At 71.0% G+C, this 14270-nt stretch carries 11 protein-coding genes and 1 pseudogene; 9 read left to right on the forward strand and 3 right to left on the reverse strand.

Going from position 1 to position 14270, the window contains the following annotated elements:
• The 7 genes from ACZ3TS_RS08625 (at window position 1) to ACZ3TS_RS08655 (ending at window position 8345) form a co-directional block, all read left to right on the forward strand.
• Window positions 1-1155, forward strand: a complete 1155-nt coding sequence (locus tag ACZ3TS_RS08625; RefSeq protein WP_467614949.1) for an ABC transporter substrate-binding protein — start codon at window positions 1-3, stop codon at window positions 1153-1155.
• On the forward strand, window positions 1152-2051 hold the full coding sequence (locus tag ACZ3TS_RS08630; RefSeq protein WP_467614952.1) for an ABC transporter permease: 900 nt from the start codon (window positions 1152-1154) through the stop codon (window positions 2049-2051). Before ACZ3TS_RS08625 ends, ACZ3TS_RS08630 begins: the two co-directional genes overlap by 4 nt.
• The gene (locus ACZ3TS_RS08635) at window positions 2039-2851 is read left to right on the forward strand and encodes an ABC transporter permease (RefSeq protein ID WP_467614955.1); all 813 of its coding nucleotides are present in this window, start codon (window positions 2039-2041) and stop codon (window positions 2849-2851) included. The genes ACZ3TS_RS08630 and ACZ3TS_RS08635 overlap by 13 nt, the downstream gene beginning before the upstream one ends.
• Window positions 2848-3921, forward strand: a complete 1074-nt coding sequence (locus ACZ3TS_RS08640; protein WP_467614958.1) for an ABC transporter ATP-binding protein — start codon at window positions 2848-2850, stop codon at window positions 3919-3921. The genes ACZ3TS_RS08635 and ACZ3TS_RS08640 overlap by 4 nt, the downstream gene beginning before the upstream one ends.
• Before the next feature lie 46 nt (window positions 3922-3967).
• On the forward strand, window positions 3968-5434 hold the full coding sequence (locus ACZ3TS_RS08645) for an HAD-IA family hydrolase (RefSeq protein WP_467614960.1): 1467 nt from the start codon (window positions 3968-3970) through the stop codon (window positions 5432-5434).
• Between the two features lie 362 nt (window positions 5435-5796).
• On the forward strand, window positions 5797-6585 hold the full coding sequence (locus ACZ3TS_RS08650; protein WP_467614963.1) for a carbon-nitrogen hydrolase family protein: 789 nt from the start codon (window positions 5797-5799) through the stop codon (window positions 6583-6585).
• A gap of 47 nt (window positions 6586-6632) precedes the next feature.
• Window positions 6633-8345, forward strand: coding sequence for a flavin monoamine oxidase family protein (locus tag ACZ3TS_RS08655; RefSeq protein WP_467614965.1), 1713 nt, complete (start codon window positions 6633-6635; stop codon window positions 8343-8345).
• Window positions 8346-8905: 560 nt separating this feature from the next.
• Here the strand turns inward: ACZ3TS_RS08655 and ACZ3TS_RS08660 are convergent.
• Together ACZ3TS_RS08660 and ACZ3TS_RS08665 are read right to left on the reverse strand one after the other, a co-directional pair.
• On the reverse strand, window positions 8906-9835 hold the full coding sequence (locus ACZ3TS_RS08660; protein WP_467614967.1) for an LLM class F420-dependent oxidoreductase: 930 nt from the start codon (window positions 9833-9835) through the stop codon (window positions 8906-8908).
• A gap of 90 nt (window positions 9836-9925) precedes the next feature.
• A complete protein-coding gene (locus ACZ3TS_RS08665; protein ID WP_467614969.1) occupies window positions 9926-10600 on the reverse strand; it encodes a DUF5995 family protein in 675 nt (224 codons plus the stop codon).
• 141 nt (window positions 10601-10741) lie between these two features.
• Here ACZ3TS_RS08665 and ACZ3TS_RS08670 point away from each other — a divergent pair.
• Window positions 10742-11302: pseudogene (locus ACZ3TS_RS08670) on the forward strand (hypothetical protein); the annotation flags it as partial.
• A 94-nt stretch (window positions 11303-11396) separates the two neighbouring features.
• Here ACZ3TS_RS08670 and ACZ3TS_RS08675 read toward each other — a convergent pair.
• Complete coding sequence (locus ACZ3TS_RS08675) at window positions 11397-12827, reverse strand: uracil-xanthine permease family protein (RefSeq protein WP_467614971.1); 1431 nt, start codon at window positions 12825-12827, stop codon at window positions 11397-11399.
• Between the two features lie 122 nt (window positions 12828-12949).
• On the opposite strand from ACZ3TS_RS08675, the gene ACZ3TS_RS08680 reads away from it, so the two are divergent.
• Window positions 12950-14224 (forward strand): alginate lyase family protein, encoded by a 1275-nt coding sequence (locus ACZ3TS_RS08680; RefSeq protein WP_467614973.1) that lies wholly within the window; start codon window positions 12950-12952, stop codon window positions 14222-14224.
• The last annotated feature ends 46 nt before the right edge of the window (window positions 14225-14270 follow it).

A 14270-nucleotide genomic window follows, 5' to 3' on the forward strand; every position in this document is an offset into this window, starting at 1 on the left:
GTGACCGTGTTCCTGCCGAGGACCGCCGTCCTCACCGGTGGCCTCGTCGTCGCCGCACTCGCCCTCAGCGCCTGTGGCGCGGCCCCCGACAACGCGTCGACCACCGCGGACGGCAAGAGCGCGGCCACCGCGACCTCGGCCGCGGACTTCGGCGGCCTCGACGCCCTGGTCAAGGCGGCCAAGAAGGAGGGCACGCTGCACGCGATCGCCCTGCCCCGCGACTGGGCCAACTACGGCGCCCTGATCGACGGCTTCCAGAAGAAGTACGGCATCAAGATCGACGTCGAGAACCCGGACGGCTCGAGCCAGGACGAGATCACCGCCGTGACCTCGCGCAAGGGCCAGGACCGCGCCCCCGACGTTCTCGACCTGGGCAGCTCCTTCGCGCTCAGCGCCGCCCAGCAGGGGCTGCTCGCCCCGTACAAGGTGGCCACCTACGCCGACATCCCCACCGCCCAGAAGGACCCGCAGGCGCGCTGGTACAACGACTACGGCGGCTATGTCTCCATCGGCTGCGATGCCAAGCGCGTCAAGGTGTGCCCGACCACCTTCAAGGACCTCCTCAAGCCGCAGTACAAGGGTCAGGTTGCGCTCAACGGCAACCCGACCAAGTCCGGTTCGGCCTTCGGCGGTGTCTACGCTGCCGCGCTCGCGAACGGCGGCTCCTTCGACGACATCCAGCCCGGTCTCGACTTCTTCGCCAAGCTGAAGAAGAACGGCAACTACACGCCTGTCGAGTCGACCCCGGCCACCGTCGAGAAGGGCGAGACCCCGATCAGCATCGACTGGGACTACCTGAACGCCGGGTACGCCGACGAGTTCAAGTCCAAGGGCCTGGACTGGAAGGTCGCCATCCCCACCGACGGCAAGTACGCCCAGTTCTACTCGCAGGCCATCAACAAGGACGCCCCGCACCCGGCGGCCGCCCGTCTGTGGCAGGAGTACCTCTACAGCACCGAGGGCCAGAACCTCTGGCTCAAGGGGTACGCCCGCCCGGCCCTGATGACGGCCATGGAGAAGGCCGGCACGCTCGACAAGACCGCCGCGGCGAAGCTTCCCGCGGTCTCCGGCACGCCGTCCTTCCCGACCGAAGCCCAGCAGAGCAAGGCCAAGACGGTCATCGCGCAGGGCTGGGGGAAGGCCGTCTCCGGATGACCGCCGTCGTCACCGAGGCCGAGGTGGCGCCCGCCGCTGCTCCGCAGCAGCGGCGGCGCCGCGCCTCCGGCGCGCTCGCCGTCGTCCCGCTGCTCGCGTTCACGGCGATCGCCTTCGGGATCCCCGCCCTCGCCATGCTGAACGGCGCCTTCACGGTCAAGGATCCGACCACGGGCGCCACCTCGTACAGCGCGGCCAATCTGACCACCTCTCTGCACGGCGCCTACCTCACCGCCCTGGTCGGCAGCGTCAAGCTGTCGGCCGTCTCCGCCACCGTCGGCACCGTGCTCGGCCTGCTGTTCGCCCAGGTCGTGGTGACCTCCCGGTTCCGCGCGCTGCGCGAGGCCGTCCTCACCGCCTCCGGGGTGCTCGCGAACTTCGGTGGCGTCCCGCTGGCGTTCGCCTTCGTCGCCACGCTCGGCAACTCCGGCGTCCTCACCCGCCATCTGGGCCTGACCGACAAGGGCTGGAACCTGTACAGCTTCTGGGGTCTGGTGATCGTCTACCTGTACTTCCTGATCCCGCTGATGGTCCTCACCATCACCCCCGCCCTCGACGGACTGCGCACCCAGTGGCGCGAGGCCGCCCAGAACAGCGGCGCCACGGCCTTCCAGTACTGGCGCCACGTCGCCCTGCCCGTGCTGCTGCCCTCACTGCTCGGCGGACTCGTCCTGCTCTTCGGCAGCGCCTTCGCCGCGTACGCCACCGCCGCGGCCATGGTGGGCAGTGCCGTGCCCCTGGTCACCCTGCAGATCGCCGACGCCGTCTCCGGCAACGTCCTGGTCGGCCAGGAGAACGTGGCTCTCGCCCTCAGCCTCGACATGGTCCTCGTCGCGGGCCTGGTCATGGCCGTGTACCTGCCCCTGCAACGACGGAGTGCGCGATGGCTCGCCTGAACCTGTGGCGCTGGGCCGTCCTGGCCTGCGCCGGCCTGTACTTCCTGGTCCCGCTCGCCGCATCCGTGATCTTCACGGTGGACGTTCCCGGCCAGGGCGTCACCTTCGACGCCTACAGCCAGATCGTCTCCACCGCCGGCTTCGGCTCCAGCCTGCTCCTGTCGCTGGAGCTCGCCGTCGCCACGATCGTTCTGGTCCTGCTGCTGATGGTGCCCGCCATGGTCGCGCTGCGGCTCGGGGCGCCCCGGCTGCGGCCGGTCGTCGAGGTGGTCTGCTCCCTGCCGCTGGTCGTACCGCCGATCGCGTTCGTCGCGGGGATCGCCACGGTCCTCAAGTGGGGGCCCGAGTACCTCTCCCGCACGCCGCTGTTCCAGACGTTCGTGGCGATCCAGAACCCCAGCTTCCCGTTCGTGCTCGTCCTCGCCTACGTCGTGATGGCGCTGCCGTTCGTGTACCGGGCCCTGGACGCGGGGTTGCGCGCCATCGACGTGCGCACCCTCGTCGAGGCCGCACGCAGCTGCGGGGCGAGCTGGCCGCAGGCCCTGGTCCAGGCGGTACTGCCCAACCTTCGCGGGGCGCTGCTGAACGCCTCCTTCCTCACCCTGGCGCTGGTCCTCGGCGAGTTCACCGTCGCCCAGCTGCTGGGCTTCACACCGTTCGCCGTGTGGATCTACAGCGTCGGCGGCTCCCAGGCCCAGCTGTCCGTCGCCGTCTCCGTGCTCAGCCTGCTCGTCACCTGGGCCCTCCTCCTTTCGCTCGCCGTCTTCGGCGGGCGCTCCCGTACCGCCGCCAAGGGATGATCCAGATGACGCTCGACAAGGCTGTGACGCGCGAAAACGCCGCGACTGTCGAATTCAACGGTCTGCGCCGGGAGTTCGGCCCGACCGTCGCCCTGGACGGACTCGACCTGACCGTGCGGCCCGGGGAACTCCTCGCACTGCTCGGCCCGTCCGGGTGCGGCAAGACCACCGCCCTTCGCATGCTCGCCGGGTTCGAGCACCCCGACTCCGGCGAGGTGCTCGTCGACGGCGAGGACGTCACCCGCGTCCCGGCCCACCGCCGCGACGCCGGGATGGTCTTCCAGTCCTACAGCCTCTTCCCGCACCTCAGCGCGCTCGACAACGTGGCGTTCGGGCTGCGGATGCGCAAGGTGCGCACCGCCGAACGGCGTGCCCGGGCAGCCGAGTTGCTCGACCTGGTGGGTCTGGGCGACAAGGGGGGCCGGTTCCCGCACCAGCTCTCCGGCGGCCAGCAGCAGCGTGTCGCGCTGGCCCGCGCGCTCGCTCTGCGCCCGCGCGTCCTGCTGCTGGACGAGCCGCTCTCCGCGCTCGACGCCAAGGTGCGGCTCACGCTGCGCGAGGAGATCCGCCGGCTCCAGCAGGAACTCGGCATCACCACCCTGTTCGTCACGCACGACCAGGAGGAGGCGCTGTCCATGGCGGACCGGGTGGCGGTGATGCGCGCCGGGAAGCTCGAGCAGTGCGCGGCTCCCGCCGAGCTGTACGGCCGCCCGGCCACGGCCTTCGTCGCCGAGTTCGTCGGCACGATGAGCCGGATCCCGGGACGGCTCTCCTCGGGCGTCGTCGAGGTGCTCGGGCAGCGACTGCCCGTCGACGGGGACGCGCCTGCCGCGACCGAGGTGGACGTGCTGGCGCGGCCCGAGGCGGTCCGGGTGGCCGCGAACGACACAGGGGACGCGCGTGTGGTCGCCACGGCGTTCCTCGGCGCCACGGTCCGGCTGACCGTACGCCTCGCCGACGCCACCGAGGTGAAGGCCGACCTGCCGGCGCACGAGGCCGGCGCACTGGGTGCCGGTGCCGTGGTGACGGTGACGCTGCCGGAGCGTCCGGTGCTGGTCGCCGCCCGCTGATCGGCCATTGCTCCCCGTCCCCCCCACACACATGAAAGAGGAAACCGTGACTCAACTGCCCCTCCAGGCCGTCCTTTTCGACATGGACGGCACGCTCGTCGACACCGAGCGGCTGTGGTGGGAGGCGGTGGAGCGGGTCGCGGCCGCACTGGGCCGACCGCTGGGTGAGGAGGACCAGCCGGAGGTGCTCGGCCGTCCCGTCGAGCACACGGCCGGCTGGCTGGCCGGCCTCACCGGCGCATCGGCCGTGGACCTGGCCGCCGCACTGCACCGTGAGTTCGCGGACCGCGTCCGCGGCGGCATCGTGCCCCGCCCCGGCGCGCTCGACCTGCTCGACGCCCTCGCCCGTGACGGCATCCCCACCGCGCTGGTGACCGCCTCCCCCCGCGCCGTCGCCGACACGGTCCTCGAAGCGCTCGGTCCCGGACGCTTCGCCGTCTCCGTCACCGCCGACGAGACCGAGCGCACCAAGCCGGCACCGGACCCCTACCTCGCCGCCTGCCGTGCGCTCGGCGTCGACCCCGTGGGCTGCGTGGCCGTCGAGGACACCCAGACCGGAGTCACCTCCGCCGAGGCCGCGGGCTGTGCCGTGCTCGCCGTGCCGTCTCTCGCGCCGATCGGCGCGGCCCCGGGGCGGACCGTGCTGGCGAGCCTGGAGGAGGTCACACCCGATCGGCTGCGGTCCCTGCTGCCGTACGAACTCCGTGTGATGAGCTGGAACCTCTGGCTCGGCGGCAGCAGGGTCGACGACCATCGGGCCAAGCAGCTCAAGGCCGTCCTGGAGACCGGGGCCGACGTCGTGGGTCTGCAGGAGACGGGCGGTACCGCTGCCGAGGAGCTGGCCGAGGCGCTCGGCTGGTACCACCACCGCGCGGGCGAGAACCTCGGCGTCATCAGCCGGTACCCGATCACCGCCCGCTTCGGCGATCCGGATGTCGGGTTCTACGGGGCGGCGGGCGTCCGTCTCCGCGTCGGCCCGGGACGCGAGGTCGACATCTGGACGGCACACCTCGACTACACGCCGTACGGGCCCTACGAATCGGTCTTCGACGGCCTGCCCTCGGCCGAGCTGATCGCCCACGAGGAGGTGCGGCTCGCACAGATGCGGGACACGCTGCGGCGGATCGACACGTCGGCCGACGCCGGTGTTCCGGTCGTGCTCGTGGGCGACTTCAACTGCCCCTCGCACCTGGACCGGCCGGACGTCGCGTGGCCGGTGACGAAGGCGGCCGAGGAGGCGGGCCTGCGCGACTCCTACCGCGACACCCACCCGGATGTGGCCAACGACCCGGGTCACACCTGGTCGCCGATCCACCCCGTGCACGAGGACGGCAGCGGACGTCCCGAACCGCAGGACCGGATCGACTACATCCTGCACCGGGGTCTCGCGGTGCTCGACTCCCGGACGTACGTCACCGGCACCCCACGCCCCTGGCCCGACGTCTTCGGCAATGACTGGCCGTCGGACCACGCCGCGGTGGTCACCACGTTCGCCCTGCACCGCGCGGACTGACCGCCGCCGTGGTGAGACGGGCGAGGCCGGTGTTACTGCAGGCAACCATTGCGTCGCGGCGTGTCATCTCAGGGGCGCATGTCCGCCCCGCGGCGGCCGCCGCGGGGCGGACATGCGGCCGACCCGCAGCTGCTGCAGGAGATCGTGGAGCGGCTGCGGGAGCTGTAGAGCCGCAACGCTGTGACCTGCGCCTCAGGTCCCCGGTGGCGCACAGGATGACACGCAACGAATCGCCGCCCGACCCCCGGCGGACGCAACGATCCGTTCACCGGCGCGCAACGGCTCCTCCTTGTCCGGCCCGGGGCGCCGACCGTACCGTCTAACTGGCCCCCAACCCCCTTCGGTACCGGTGGAGAACACGCATGCGCACAGCCCTGCTCCAGAGCTCCGGACGCCCCGGCTCGGTCGTCGAGAACCTCCAGGTTCTCGACGAGGCCGCGGGCCGTGCCGCCGCCGCGGGTGCCGGGCTGCTGGTCGCGCCGGAGATGTTCCTCACCGGGTACGCGATCGGCGACGCCGTCGCCCGGCTCGCCGAGCCGGCCGACGGGGACTCCGCGGACGCCGTCGCCGAGATCAGCTCGAAGCACGGTCTGGCGATCGCCTACGGCTACCCGGAGCGGGACGACGAGACCGTCTTCAACTCCGCGCAGCTCGTCTCCGCCGACGGCACCCGCCTCGTGAACTACCGCAAGACCCATCTCTTCGGCTGCTTCGAGCGCGACCACTTCACCCCGGGCGACCGGCCCGTCGTCCAGGCCGAGCTGAACGGCCTCCGGGTCGGTCTGATGATCTGCTACGACGTCGAGTTCCCGGAGAACGTCCGCGCCCACGCCCTGGCCGGCACCGACCTCCTCGTGGTCCCGACGGCCCAGATGCATCCCTTCCAGTTCGTCGCCGAGTCCCTCGTCCCGGTGCGGGCCTTCGAAAACCAGATGTACGTCGCGTACGTCAACCGCGTGGGTCAGGAAGAGGAGTTCGAGTTCGTCGGCCTGTCCACTCTCGCCGGACCCGACGGGATCGCCCGTGCCCGCGCGGGACGTGTGGAGGAGCTCCTGCTCGCCGACGTCGACCCCGCCCACCTCGCCGCGTCCCGCGAAGCGAACCCGTACCTCAAGGACCGCCGACCCGGCCTCTACGGGTCCCTCGTCTGACCCCCAGCCCTCCCCTGAGTTCTTTCCGCGCAAGGAGTCCGTACCCCATGACGTCCACGGTGCCCAACGCCGTCGAGCACGCAGACGAGCAGCAGCCGCCGATCACCATGTTCGGCCCGGACTTCCCGTACGCGTACGACGACTTCCTCGCCCACCCGGCGGGTCTCGGCCAGATACCCGCGACCGAGCACGGTACCGAGGTCGCGGTCATCGGCGGCGGCCTGTCCGGCATCGTGGCCGCGTACGAGCTGATGAAGATGGGCCTCAGGCCCGTCGTCTACGAGGCGGACCGGATCGGCGGCCGGCTGCGCACCGTGGGCTTCGAGGGCTGCGACCCCTCCCTGACCGCCGAGATGGGCGCCATGCGCTTCCCGCCGTCCTCCACGGCGCTGCAGCACTACATCGACCTGGTGGGCCTTGAGACCAGGCCGTTCCCCAACCCGCTGGCCGAGGCGACCCCGTCCACCGTCGTCGACCTGAAGGGCGAGTCCCACTACGCCGAGACGCTCGACGACCTCCCGCAGGTCTACCGCGACGTGGCGAACGCGTGGAACGCCTGCCTGGAGGAGGGCGCCGACTTCTCCGACATGAACCGCGCCATGCGCGAGCGCGACGTGCCGCGCATCCGCGAGATGTGGTCGAAGCTCGTCGAGAAGCTCGACAACCAGACCTTCTACGGTTTCCTCTGCGACTCCGAGGCCTTCAAGTCCTTCCGGCACCGCGAGATCTTCGGCCAGGTCGGCTTCGGCACGGGCGGCTGGGACACCGACTTCCCCAACTCCATCCTGGAGATCCTGCGGGTCGTCTACACCGAGGCCGACGACCACCACCGCGGCATCGTCGGCGGCTCCCAGCAGCTTCCGCTGCGCCTGTGGGAGCGTGAGCCGCAGAAGATCGTGCACTGGCCCTACGGGACGTCCCTGAAGTCCCTGCACGAGGGCGGCGAGCCCCGCCCCGCCGTGACCCGTCTGCACCGCACCGCGGGCAACGGGATCACCGTCACCGACGCGAACGGCGACATCCGCACGTACCAGGCGGCGATCTTCACCGCCCAGTCCTGGATGCTGCTGTCCAAGATCGCCTGCGACGACGCGCTGTTCCCGATCGACCACTGGACGGCGATCGAGCGCACGCACTACATGGAGTCGAGCAAGCTCTTCGTGCCCGTGGACCGGCCGTTCTGGCTGGACAAGGCCGTCGATGACAGAGGAAATCCGACCGGCCGTGACGTGATGTCGATGACGCTCACCGACCGGATGACCCGGGGCACCTACCTGCTGGACGACGGCCCGGACAAGCCCGCCGTCATCTGCCTGTCGTACACCTGGTGCGACGACAGCCTGAAGTGGCTGCCGCTGTCGGCGAACGAGCGGATGGAGGTCATGCTCAAGTCGCTCGGCGAGATCTACCCGAACGTGGACATCAGGAAGCACATCATCGGCAACCCGGTGACGGTCTCCTGGGAGAACGAGCCCTACTTCATGGGCGCGTTCAAGGCGAACCTGCCCGGCCACTACCGCTACCAGCGGCGTCTGTTCACGCACTTCGTGCAGGACCGGCTGCCCGCCGACAAGCGGGGCATCTTCCTCGCCGGTGACGACATCTCCTGGACGGCCGGCTGGGCGGAGGGCGCCGTGCAGACCGCGCTCAACGCCGTGTGGGGCGTCATGCATCACTTCGGCGGCGCGACCGACCCGGCCAACCCCGGCCCCGGCGACGTCTACGACGAGATCGCGCCGGTGGAACTGCCGGAGGACTGAGCCGGGACGGTTCGGAGAGACGGCCGTCCGCATCCCGGGCCGCCCGCGTCCGGGTGTGCGGGTGGGCTTCCGGTCCGCGCGCGTCCGGGTCTGCCGACCCCTGTGCCGACCGGGTTTCGGGGCTGCCTGTGGCCGGGGTGTGCCGACCGGTTTTCGAGGTTGCCGGTGTCCAGGGGGGCCGTTTTCGGGGTTGCCGGTGAGGGGTGTGCTGCCTGTCTTCGGGTCCCCCGGTGTCCGGTGTGTGGTGGTCGTTTTCGGGGTCGCGGGTGTTAGGGGAGTGGTGCCCGTCTTCGGGCCGCTCGTGCCCGGGGTGCGGTGGCCGTCTTCGGGGTCGCCGGTGTCCAGGGTGTGCTGCCCGTCTTCGGGCCGCCCCGGGGTGTGGCGGCCCGATTCCGGTTCGCCTGTGCCTGCCGTGCGCCGGCCTGATGACAGGCTCCCGCGTGCGCGGTGCGTCAGGCTGGTTCCGGGCCGCCTGCGGTCCGGAACCCGGCCGCCCGCGGTCCGGAACCCGGCCGCCCGCGGCCTTGAGATACCGGCCCGTCCGTGCCGCCGTGTGGCGGTCAGACGCCGGCCGTCCGTGCCGCCGTGTACAGCTCTGCGGCCACGTCCTTCAGTTCCTCCGCGTCCCGTGTCGAGCCCTGCAGGTCGATCAAGATCTCATCGGGGCCGACCTCGGCGTGGGCCGCCAGGTCCTCCACGATCTGGTCGACGTTCCCCTGGAAGGGAGCTCGGTCCGGGCCGTCGTACGGCTTGGCCGAATACGCGAGGTTGGTGCGCAGCACGGTCTGGAGCGGCGTGACGCGCCCCCGCTCGGCGGCTAGGTCCTGCAACTCACGCCACTGCGTGGCCAGTGTCTCGGCGCCCAGGCCCACCGGGATCCAGCCGTCGGCCTTGTCGACGAGCCGCCGCTGGGCCGTCTTGTTGCTCGCGGCCAGCAGGATCGGGATCGGCCGGGCGGGCTTGGGGGCGACCACCGCCGAGGAGATCTTCGTGATCCTGCCCTCGTAGGAGACCGGGTCCGGGCCCCACACCGCGCGGCAGACGTCGATCACCTCGTCCAGGGCCTTGCCGCGCTCCTCGAACGGGCGGACCGCGGCCGCCGCGTACTCGTCGAGGGACCAGCCCGTGCCCAGGCCAGCCACGACCCGGCCGCCGGCGGCCGAGTCCAGTGACGCGAGCGCCTTCGCGAGTTGGAAGGGCACGTGCAGGGGCGCCACCAGCACGCTGGTGCCGAGCCTGGCGCGATGAGTGGCCGCGGCGGCGAGTGTCAGTGTCACCAGGGGCTCGGCCACCCCGCGGTAACTGTCGGGCCACGGCAGTCCCTCGATGCCGTACAGGCCCTGGGAGCTCGCCACGGGGAACAGGGCCCGCTCGTACACCCACAGGCTCTCGTAGCCCATCTCCTCGGCGGCGCGTGCCACGGCGGGCACGTCCCGCCCGATGTCGTACTGCTTGCTCTGAGGGAGTCCGAGCCCGAGCCGGGTCGCCATACCTGTTGCTCCTTCGCAATGGATGTGCCGCCGGTTCAACGTACAACGGCCACACGGCACTTCCAGCCGCGACAGGCGCGGATGGCCGGATCAGTCCGGAAGCGGCGTGAGCAGCATCCGGTTCGCGAATCCCACCGCCGCGTCCAGCCGTCGCGCGAACTCCTCGGTCAGCTCCGGAAGCTCCCGCAGCGCCCACAGGGCGCAGGCAGCCGACCAGGCGGCCTCGCGCGCCTGCTCGAGGCTCCATGCGCCGAGCAGATGCGTGAGCGGGTCGGCGATCTGCAGCAGATCGGGACCGGGCATCAGATCCTCGCGGATGCACTCCTCCAGCGAGGCGAGGATGTCGCCCACACGACAGAACTCATCCTCCAGATCGGCCGGTTCGCAGCCCAGCGCACGGCATGCGTCCACGACAGCGAGCGCGAGGTCGTGCCCGATGTGTGCATTGATGCCCGCGAGCGCGAACTGCAGCGGCCGGACGCCCGGATGGCGCCGGAACTGGAACAGCGGTCGCCAGCAGGCGGGCACCGGCCCCTCCTCGGCGACGGACAGGTACCGCTCGGCGAACCGGACGTCCAGCGCGATCGCGGCCCGCCTGTCCGGGAAGTCCCCGGCGTCCACACGGCGGTCGACCTCCTCCGTGACGGCGAGGTAGACGCGGTTGAAGACCGCGACGCCGTCGTGCTCCGGCCAGGCTTCGTCGAGCGCGCGCATGCGTGAGACGACCGTGTCGACTTCGGTCGAGAACTGCTCCAACCGCACCATGGAGGCAGAGTTGCAGGCCTGGGCTCACCGCAGCGCCACCGGCCCGCGGGCTTCCCCGGAACGGGGGAACCCACCGGTGGTCCAGGCGGGGGACAGGGGGGAGCGGCACGCGACGGGCTTGCGCGTCCGGTGGCCACCGTGATGGTCGCAGCGGGCCTGGAGGCGGGGGCGCCGACGGCGCTCGACCACGGCCGGCGCCGGTCGGGTCACTGTGGCCGTGACCCGTACGACCGCCTGGCAGCCGCTGCCCGCTGTACCGTCCGCCGCGCCGTCCACACCGTCACCCGACTCCCAGGTCTTCGACCGGGTCGCCGCCCATCCCGACGATCTGAGGTGCGCCGTCTTCGAGTCCCGCGTCGCCGAACGCCCGGCGGCCGTCCGGTTCGCCGACTTCTCGCCAGGGGCCATCACCGTCCGCGTGCGGGCCGTCACGTCGGCCGCCGCGTCCCGGTTGTGGTGCCGTACGCCATCCCGGACCGCGACTGCGGCGGGGCATAGCCGGTCGGCGCGCCCGATCTCGCCGCGTACGGCGCGTGGATCGACGCCTCCGAGGGCGTCTTCACCGACGTCTGCGACTTCCGGTGCACTCGGGACGAGGTCGCCTACGCCCGCGAGGTGCTCACCGACCTCGGTGGACCGGCCGGCCTCGGTGCCGTCATCGACACCAGCCGCAACGGCGACGGCGCCCCCGCCGACGGCCAGAACACGGCCCGCGCGTGTCGGCGAGACGAAGCGGTCGGCCTGCTGCCCTTCGACGATACGCGTACGAACCGGCGCGCCGAGGTGCCGAGTACGCCTACGAGCCGGCCCGCCGAGCCGCGTCGCGGGCTGCCCCGGCGTCGCCCTGCTCATCGACTTCTTCGTCGTACGAGGACGTGCCCGAGTCCAGCAGCGGTTCCTGAGTCTTGAGGTGAGCGGGAGCCATCGCCCGCAGCGCGTGGTAGCCGGTGATGACGACCAGCGTGCCCAGCGCGATACCGCTGAGCGAGAAGTGGTCGGTGAACTTCAGGGTGACATTGCCGACTCCGATGATGATCCCCGCCGCGGCCGGTACCAGGTTCAGCGGATTACGCAGGTCCACCTTGGAGTTGATCCAGATCTGCGCGCCGAGCAGGCCGATCATGCCGTACAGGATGACGGTGATGCCGCCGAGCACGCCGCCGGGGATCGCGGCCACGATCGCACCGAACTTGGGGCAGACGCCGAAGAGGAGGGCGAAGCCGGCCGCGGCCCAGTAGGCGGCGGTCGAGTAGACGCGTGTGGCCGCCATCACGCCGATGTTCTCGGAGTAGGTCGTGTTGGGCGGGCCGCCCACCGCGGTCGAGAGCATGGAAGCGACACCGTCGGCGGAGATGGCCGTGCCCAGCTCGTCGTCGAGCGGGTCGCCGGTCATCTCGCCGACCGCCTTGACGTGTCCCGCGTTCTCCGCGACCAGCGCGATCACCACGGGGAGGGCGACCAGCACCGCGGACCACTGGAAGGACGGACCGTGGAAGTGAGGCAGGCCGATCCAGTCCGCCTTGCCGACGCCCGACAGGTCGAGGCGCCAGTGGTCGGTGGGCTTTCCACTCGCGCCCACCGAGTGGATCTTTCCGAAGATCCGGTCGAAGGCCCAGGAGATCCCGTAGCCGAAGACCAGCCCGAGGAAGATCGCGATGCGTGACCAGAAGCCGCGCAGGCACACCACGGCAAGACCCGTGAACAGCATCACCAGCAGCGCGGTCCACTGGTCCTGGGGCCAGTACGTCGACGCGGTCACCGGCGCGAGGTTGAACCCGATCAGCATGACGACCGCACCGGTCACGATCGGCGGCATGGCCGCGTGGATGATCCGTGCCCCGAACCGCTGGACCGCGAGGCCCACGAGGAACAGCACGACACCCACCACGAACACCGCGCCGGTCACCGTCGCGCTGGTGCCGCCCTGCGCCCTGATCACCGCGGCGACGCCCACGAAGGAGAGCGAGCAGCCGAGGTAGCTGGGCACCCGGCCGCGGGTCGCCAGCAGGAAGATCACGGTCGCGACGCCCGACATCATGATCGCGAGATTGGGGTCGAGACCCATCAGCACGGGTGCCACAAAACTCGCCCCGAACATGGCGACGACGTGCTGGGCGCCCAGCCCGACCGTGCGGGGCCAGGAGAGTCGTTCGTCGGGGCGGACGACCGCTCCGGGCGCGGGCGTGCGCCCGTCACCGTGCAGCTTCCAGCGCACGCCGAGATCCATGGTGAAGCTTCTCTTTCTCTGTACCTGAAGACCTGTCCGAACCATTGTCACGGGCACCAGGCGGTCCTACGCTCACACGGTCCCACTCATGAACTGCGTTCACACACATGATCGGAGCCTTGATGAGTGCACGCCCCCGCCTGGCGGCTCTCCTCGCCGCCGCGACCGCCTTCGTGGCCGTCGCGGCCCTCGGCGTACCCACCGCCTCCGCCCACGCGGCAGCGAAGGTCCCAAGAACCGCCGTCCTCGACGGCACCCGGCTGCAGCAGACCAGAGTCCGGCTCGACCACGGTGACACCCGGCTGCGCAGCGCGCTGGGGGACCTGACCAAGCGTGCCGACACCTGGCTGGATCAGGGACCCTGGACGGTCGTCGACAAGCCGAAGCCCGCACCGGGCGGGGACGTCCACGACTACCTCAGCCAGGCCCCGTACTGGTGGCCCAGCCAGCCGAAGACCGCCGACAACCCCTGGGGCTGCCCGTACGTGCAGCGCGACGGAGAGCGCAACCCGGAGGTCGACACCGGCACCGACCGCCAGGACGTGGAGAAGGTCTTCGACTCCACGTACGACCTCTCCCTCGCCTGGTACTACACCGGGAGGAAGCAGTACGCCGAGAAGGCAGCGCAGGTCCTGCGCACCTGGTTCCTCGACCCGGCGACGAAGATGAACCCGAACCTGAACCACGGCCAGTTCATCCCCTGCAAGTACGACGGCCGCGCCATCGGCATCATCGACTTCTCGCAGTCCTACACCAGCGTCCTCGACGCGATCGCCATCCTGGACACCGGCGCACCCGGCTGGTCCAGGGCGGACCGAACCGGGATGCGCGACTGGAACATCGCGTTCCGAACCTGGATGACGGACAGCGCCTTCGGCAAGGAGGAGGGCGCCGCCAGGAACAATCACGGCACCTTCTACGACATGCAGCTCGCCGCCCTGGCGTACGCGACCGGCGAGGTGGACCTCGCCCGGCAGACGGTCCTGGACGCGCGCGCCGAACGCATCGATCCGCAGATCGCCGCGGACGGCAGCCAGCCGCAGGAGCTCGCCCGGACCCGCAGCTGGCACTACTCGACCTTCGACCTGGTGGCGTACACACGGCTCGCGGCCATCGGCCGCCACGTCGGCGTGGACCTGTGGTCGTACCAGGGGCCGGACGGCCAGAGCCTCTTCAAGGCGGTCGACTATCTGCTGCCCGCCGCCACCGGCGCCACGCCCTGGGCGTACCCGGAGCTGGAGTTCCACCGTTACGCGGCCACCGACGTGGTGCACGCGGCGGCGGACGCGGGAGACGCGCGGGCCCAGAAGGCGGTACGCCTGCTGGAGGCGCCTCCGGGCGGCGACCTGTGGCCGCTGCGGCCCGCCGCCGAGCAGCTGGACTCGATCGCCGGCTGACCCGCGGGCGGGGCGGGCTGAGCGACCGCTTACCATGGGTGTCTCC

This window comes from Streptomyces sp. NPDC022910, assembly GCF_055561075.1.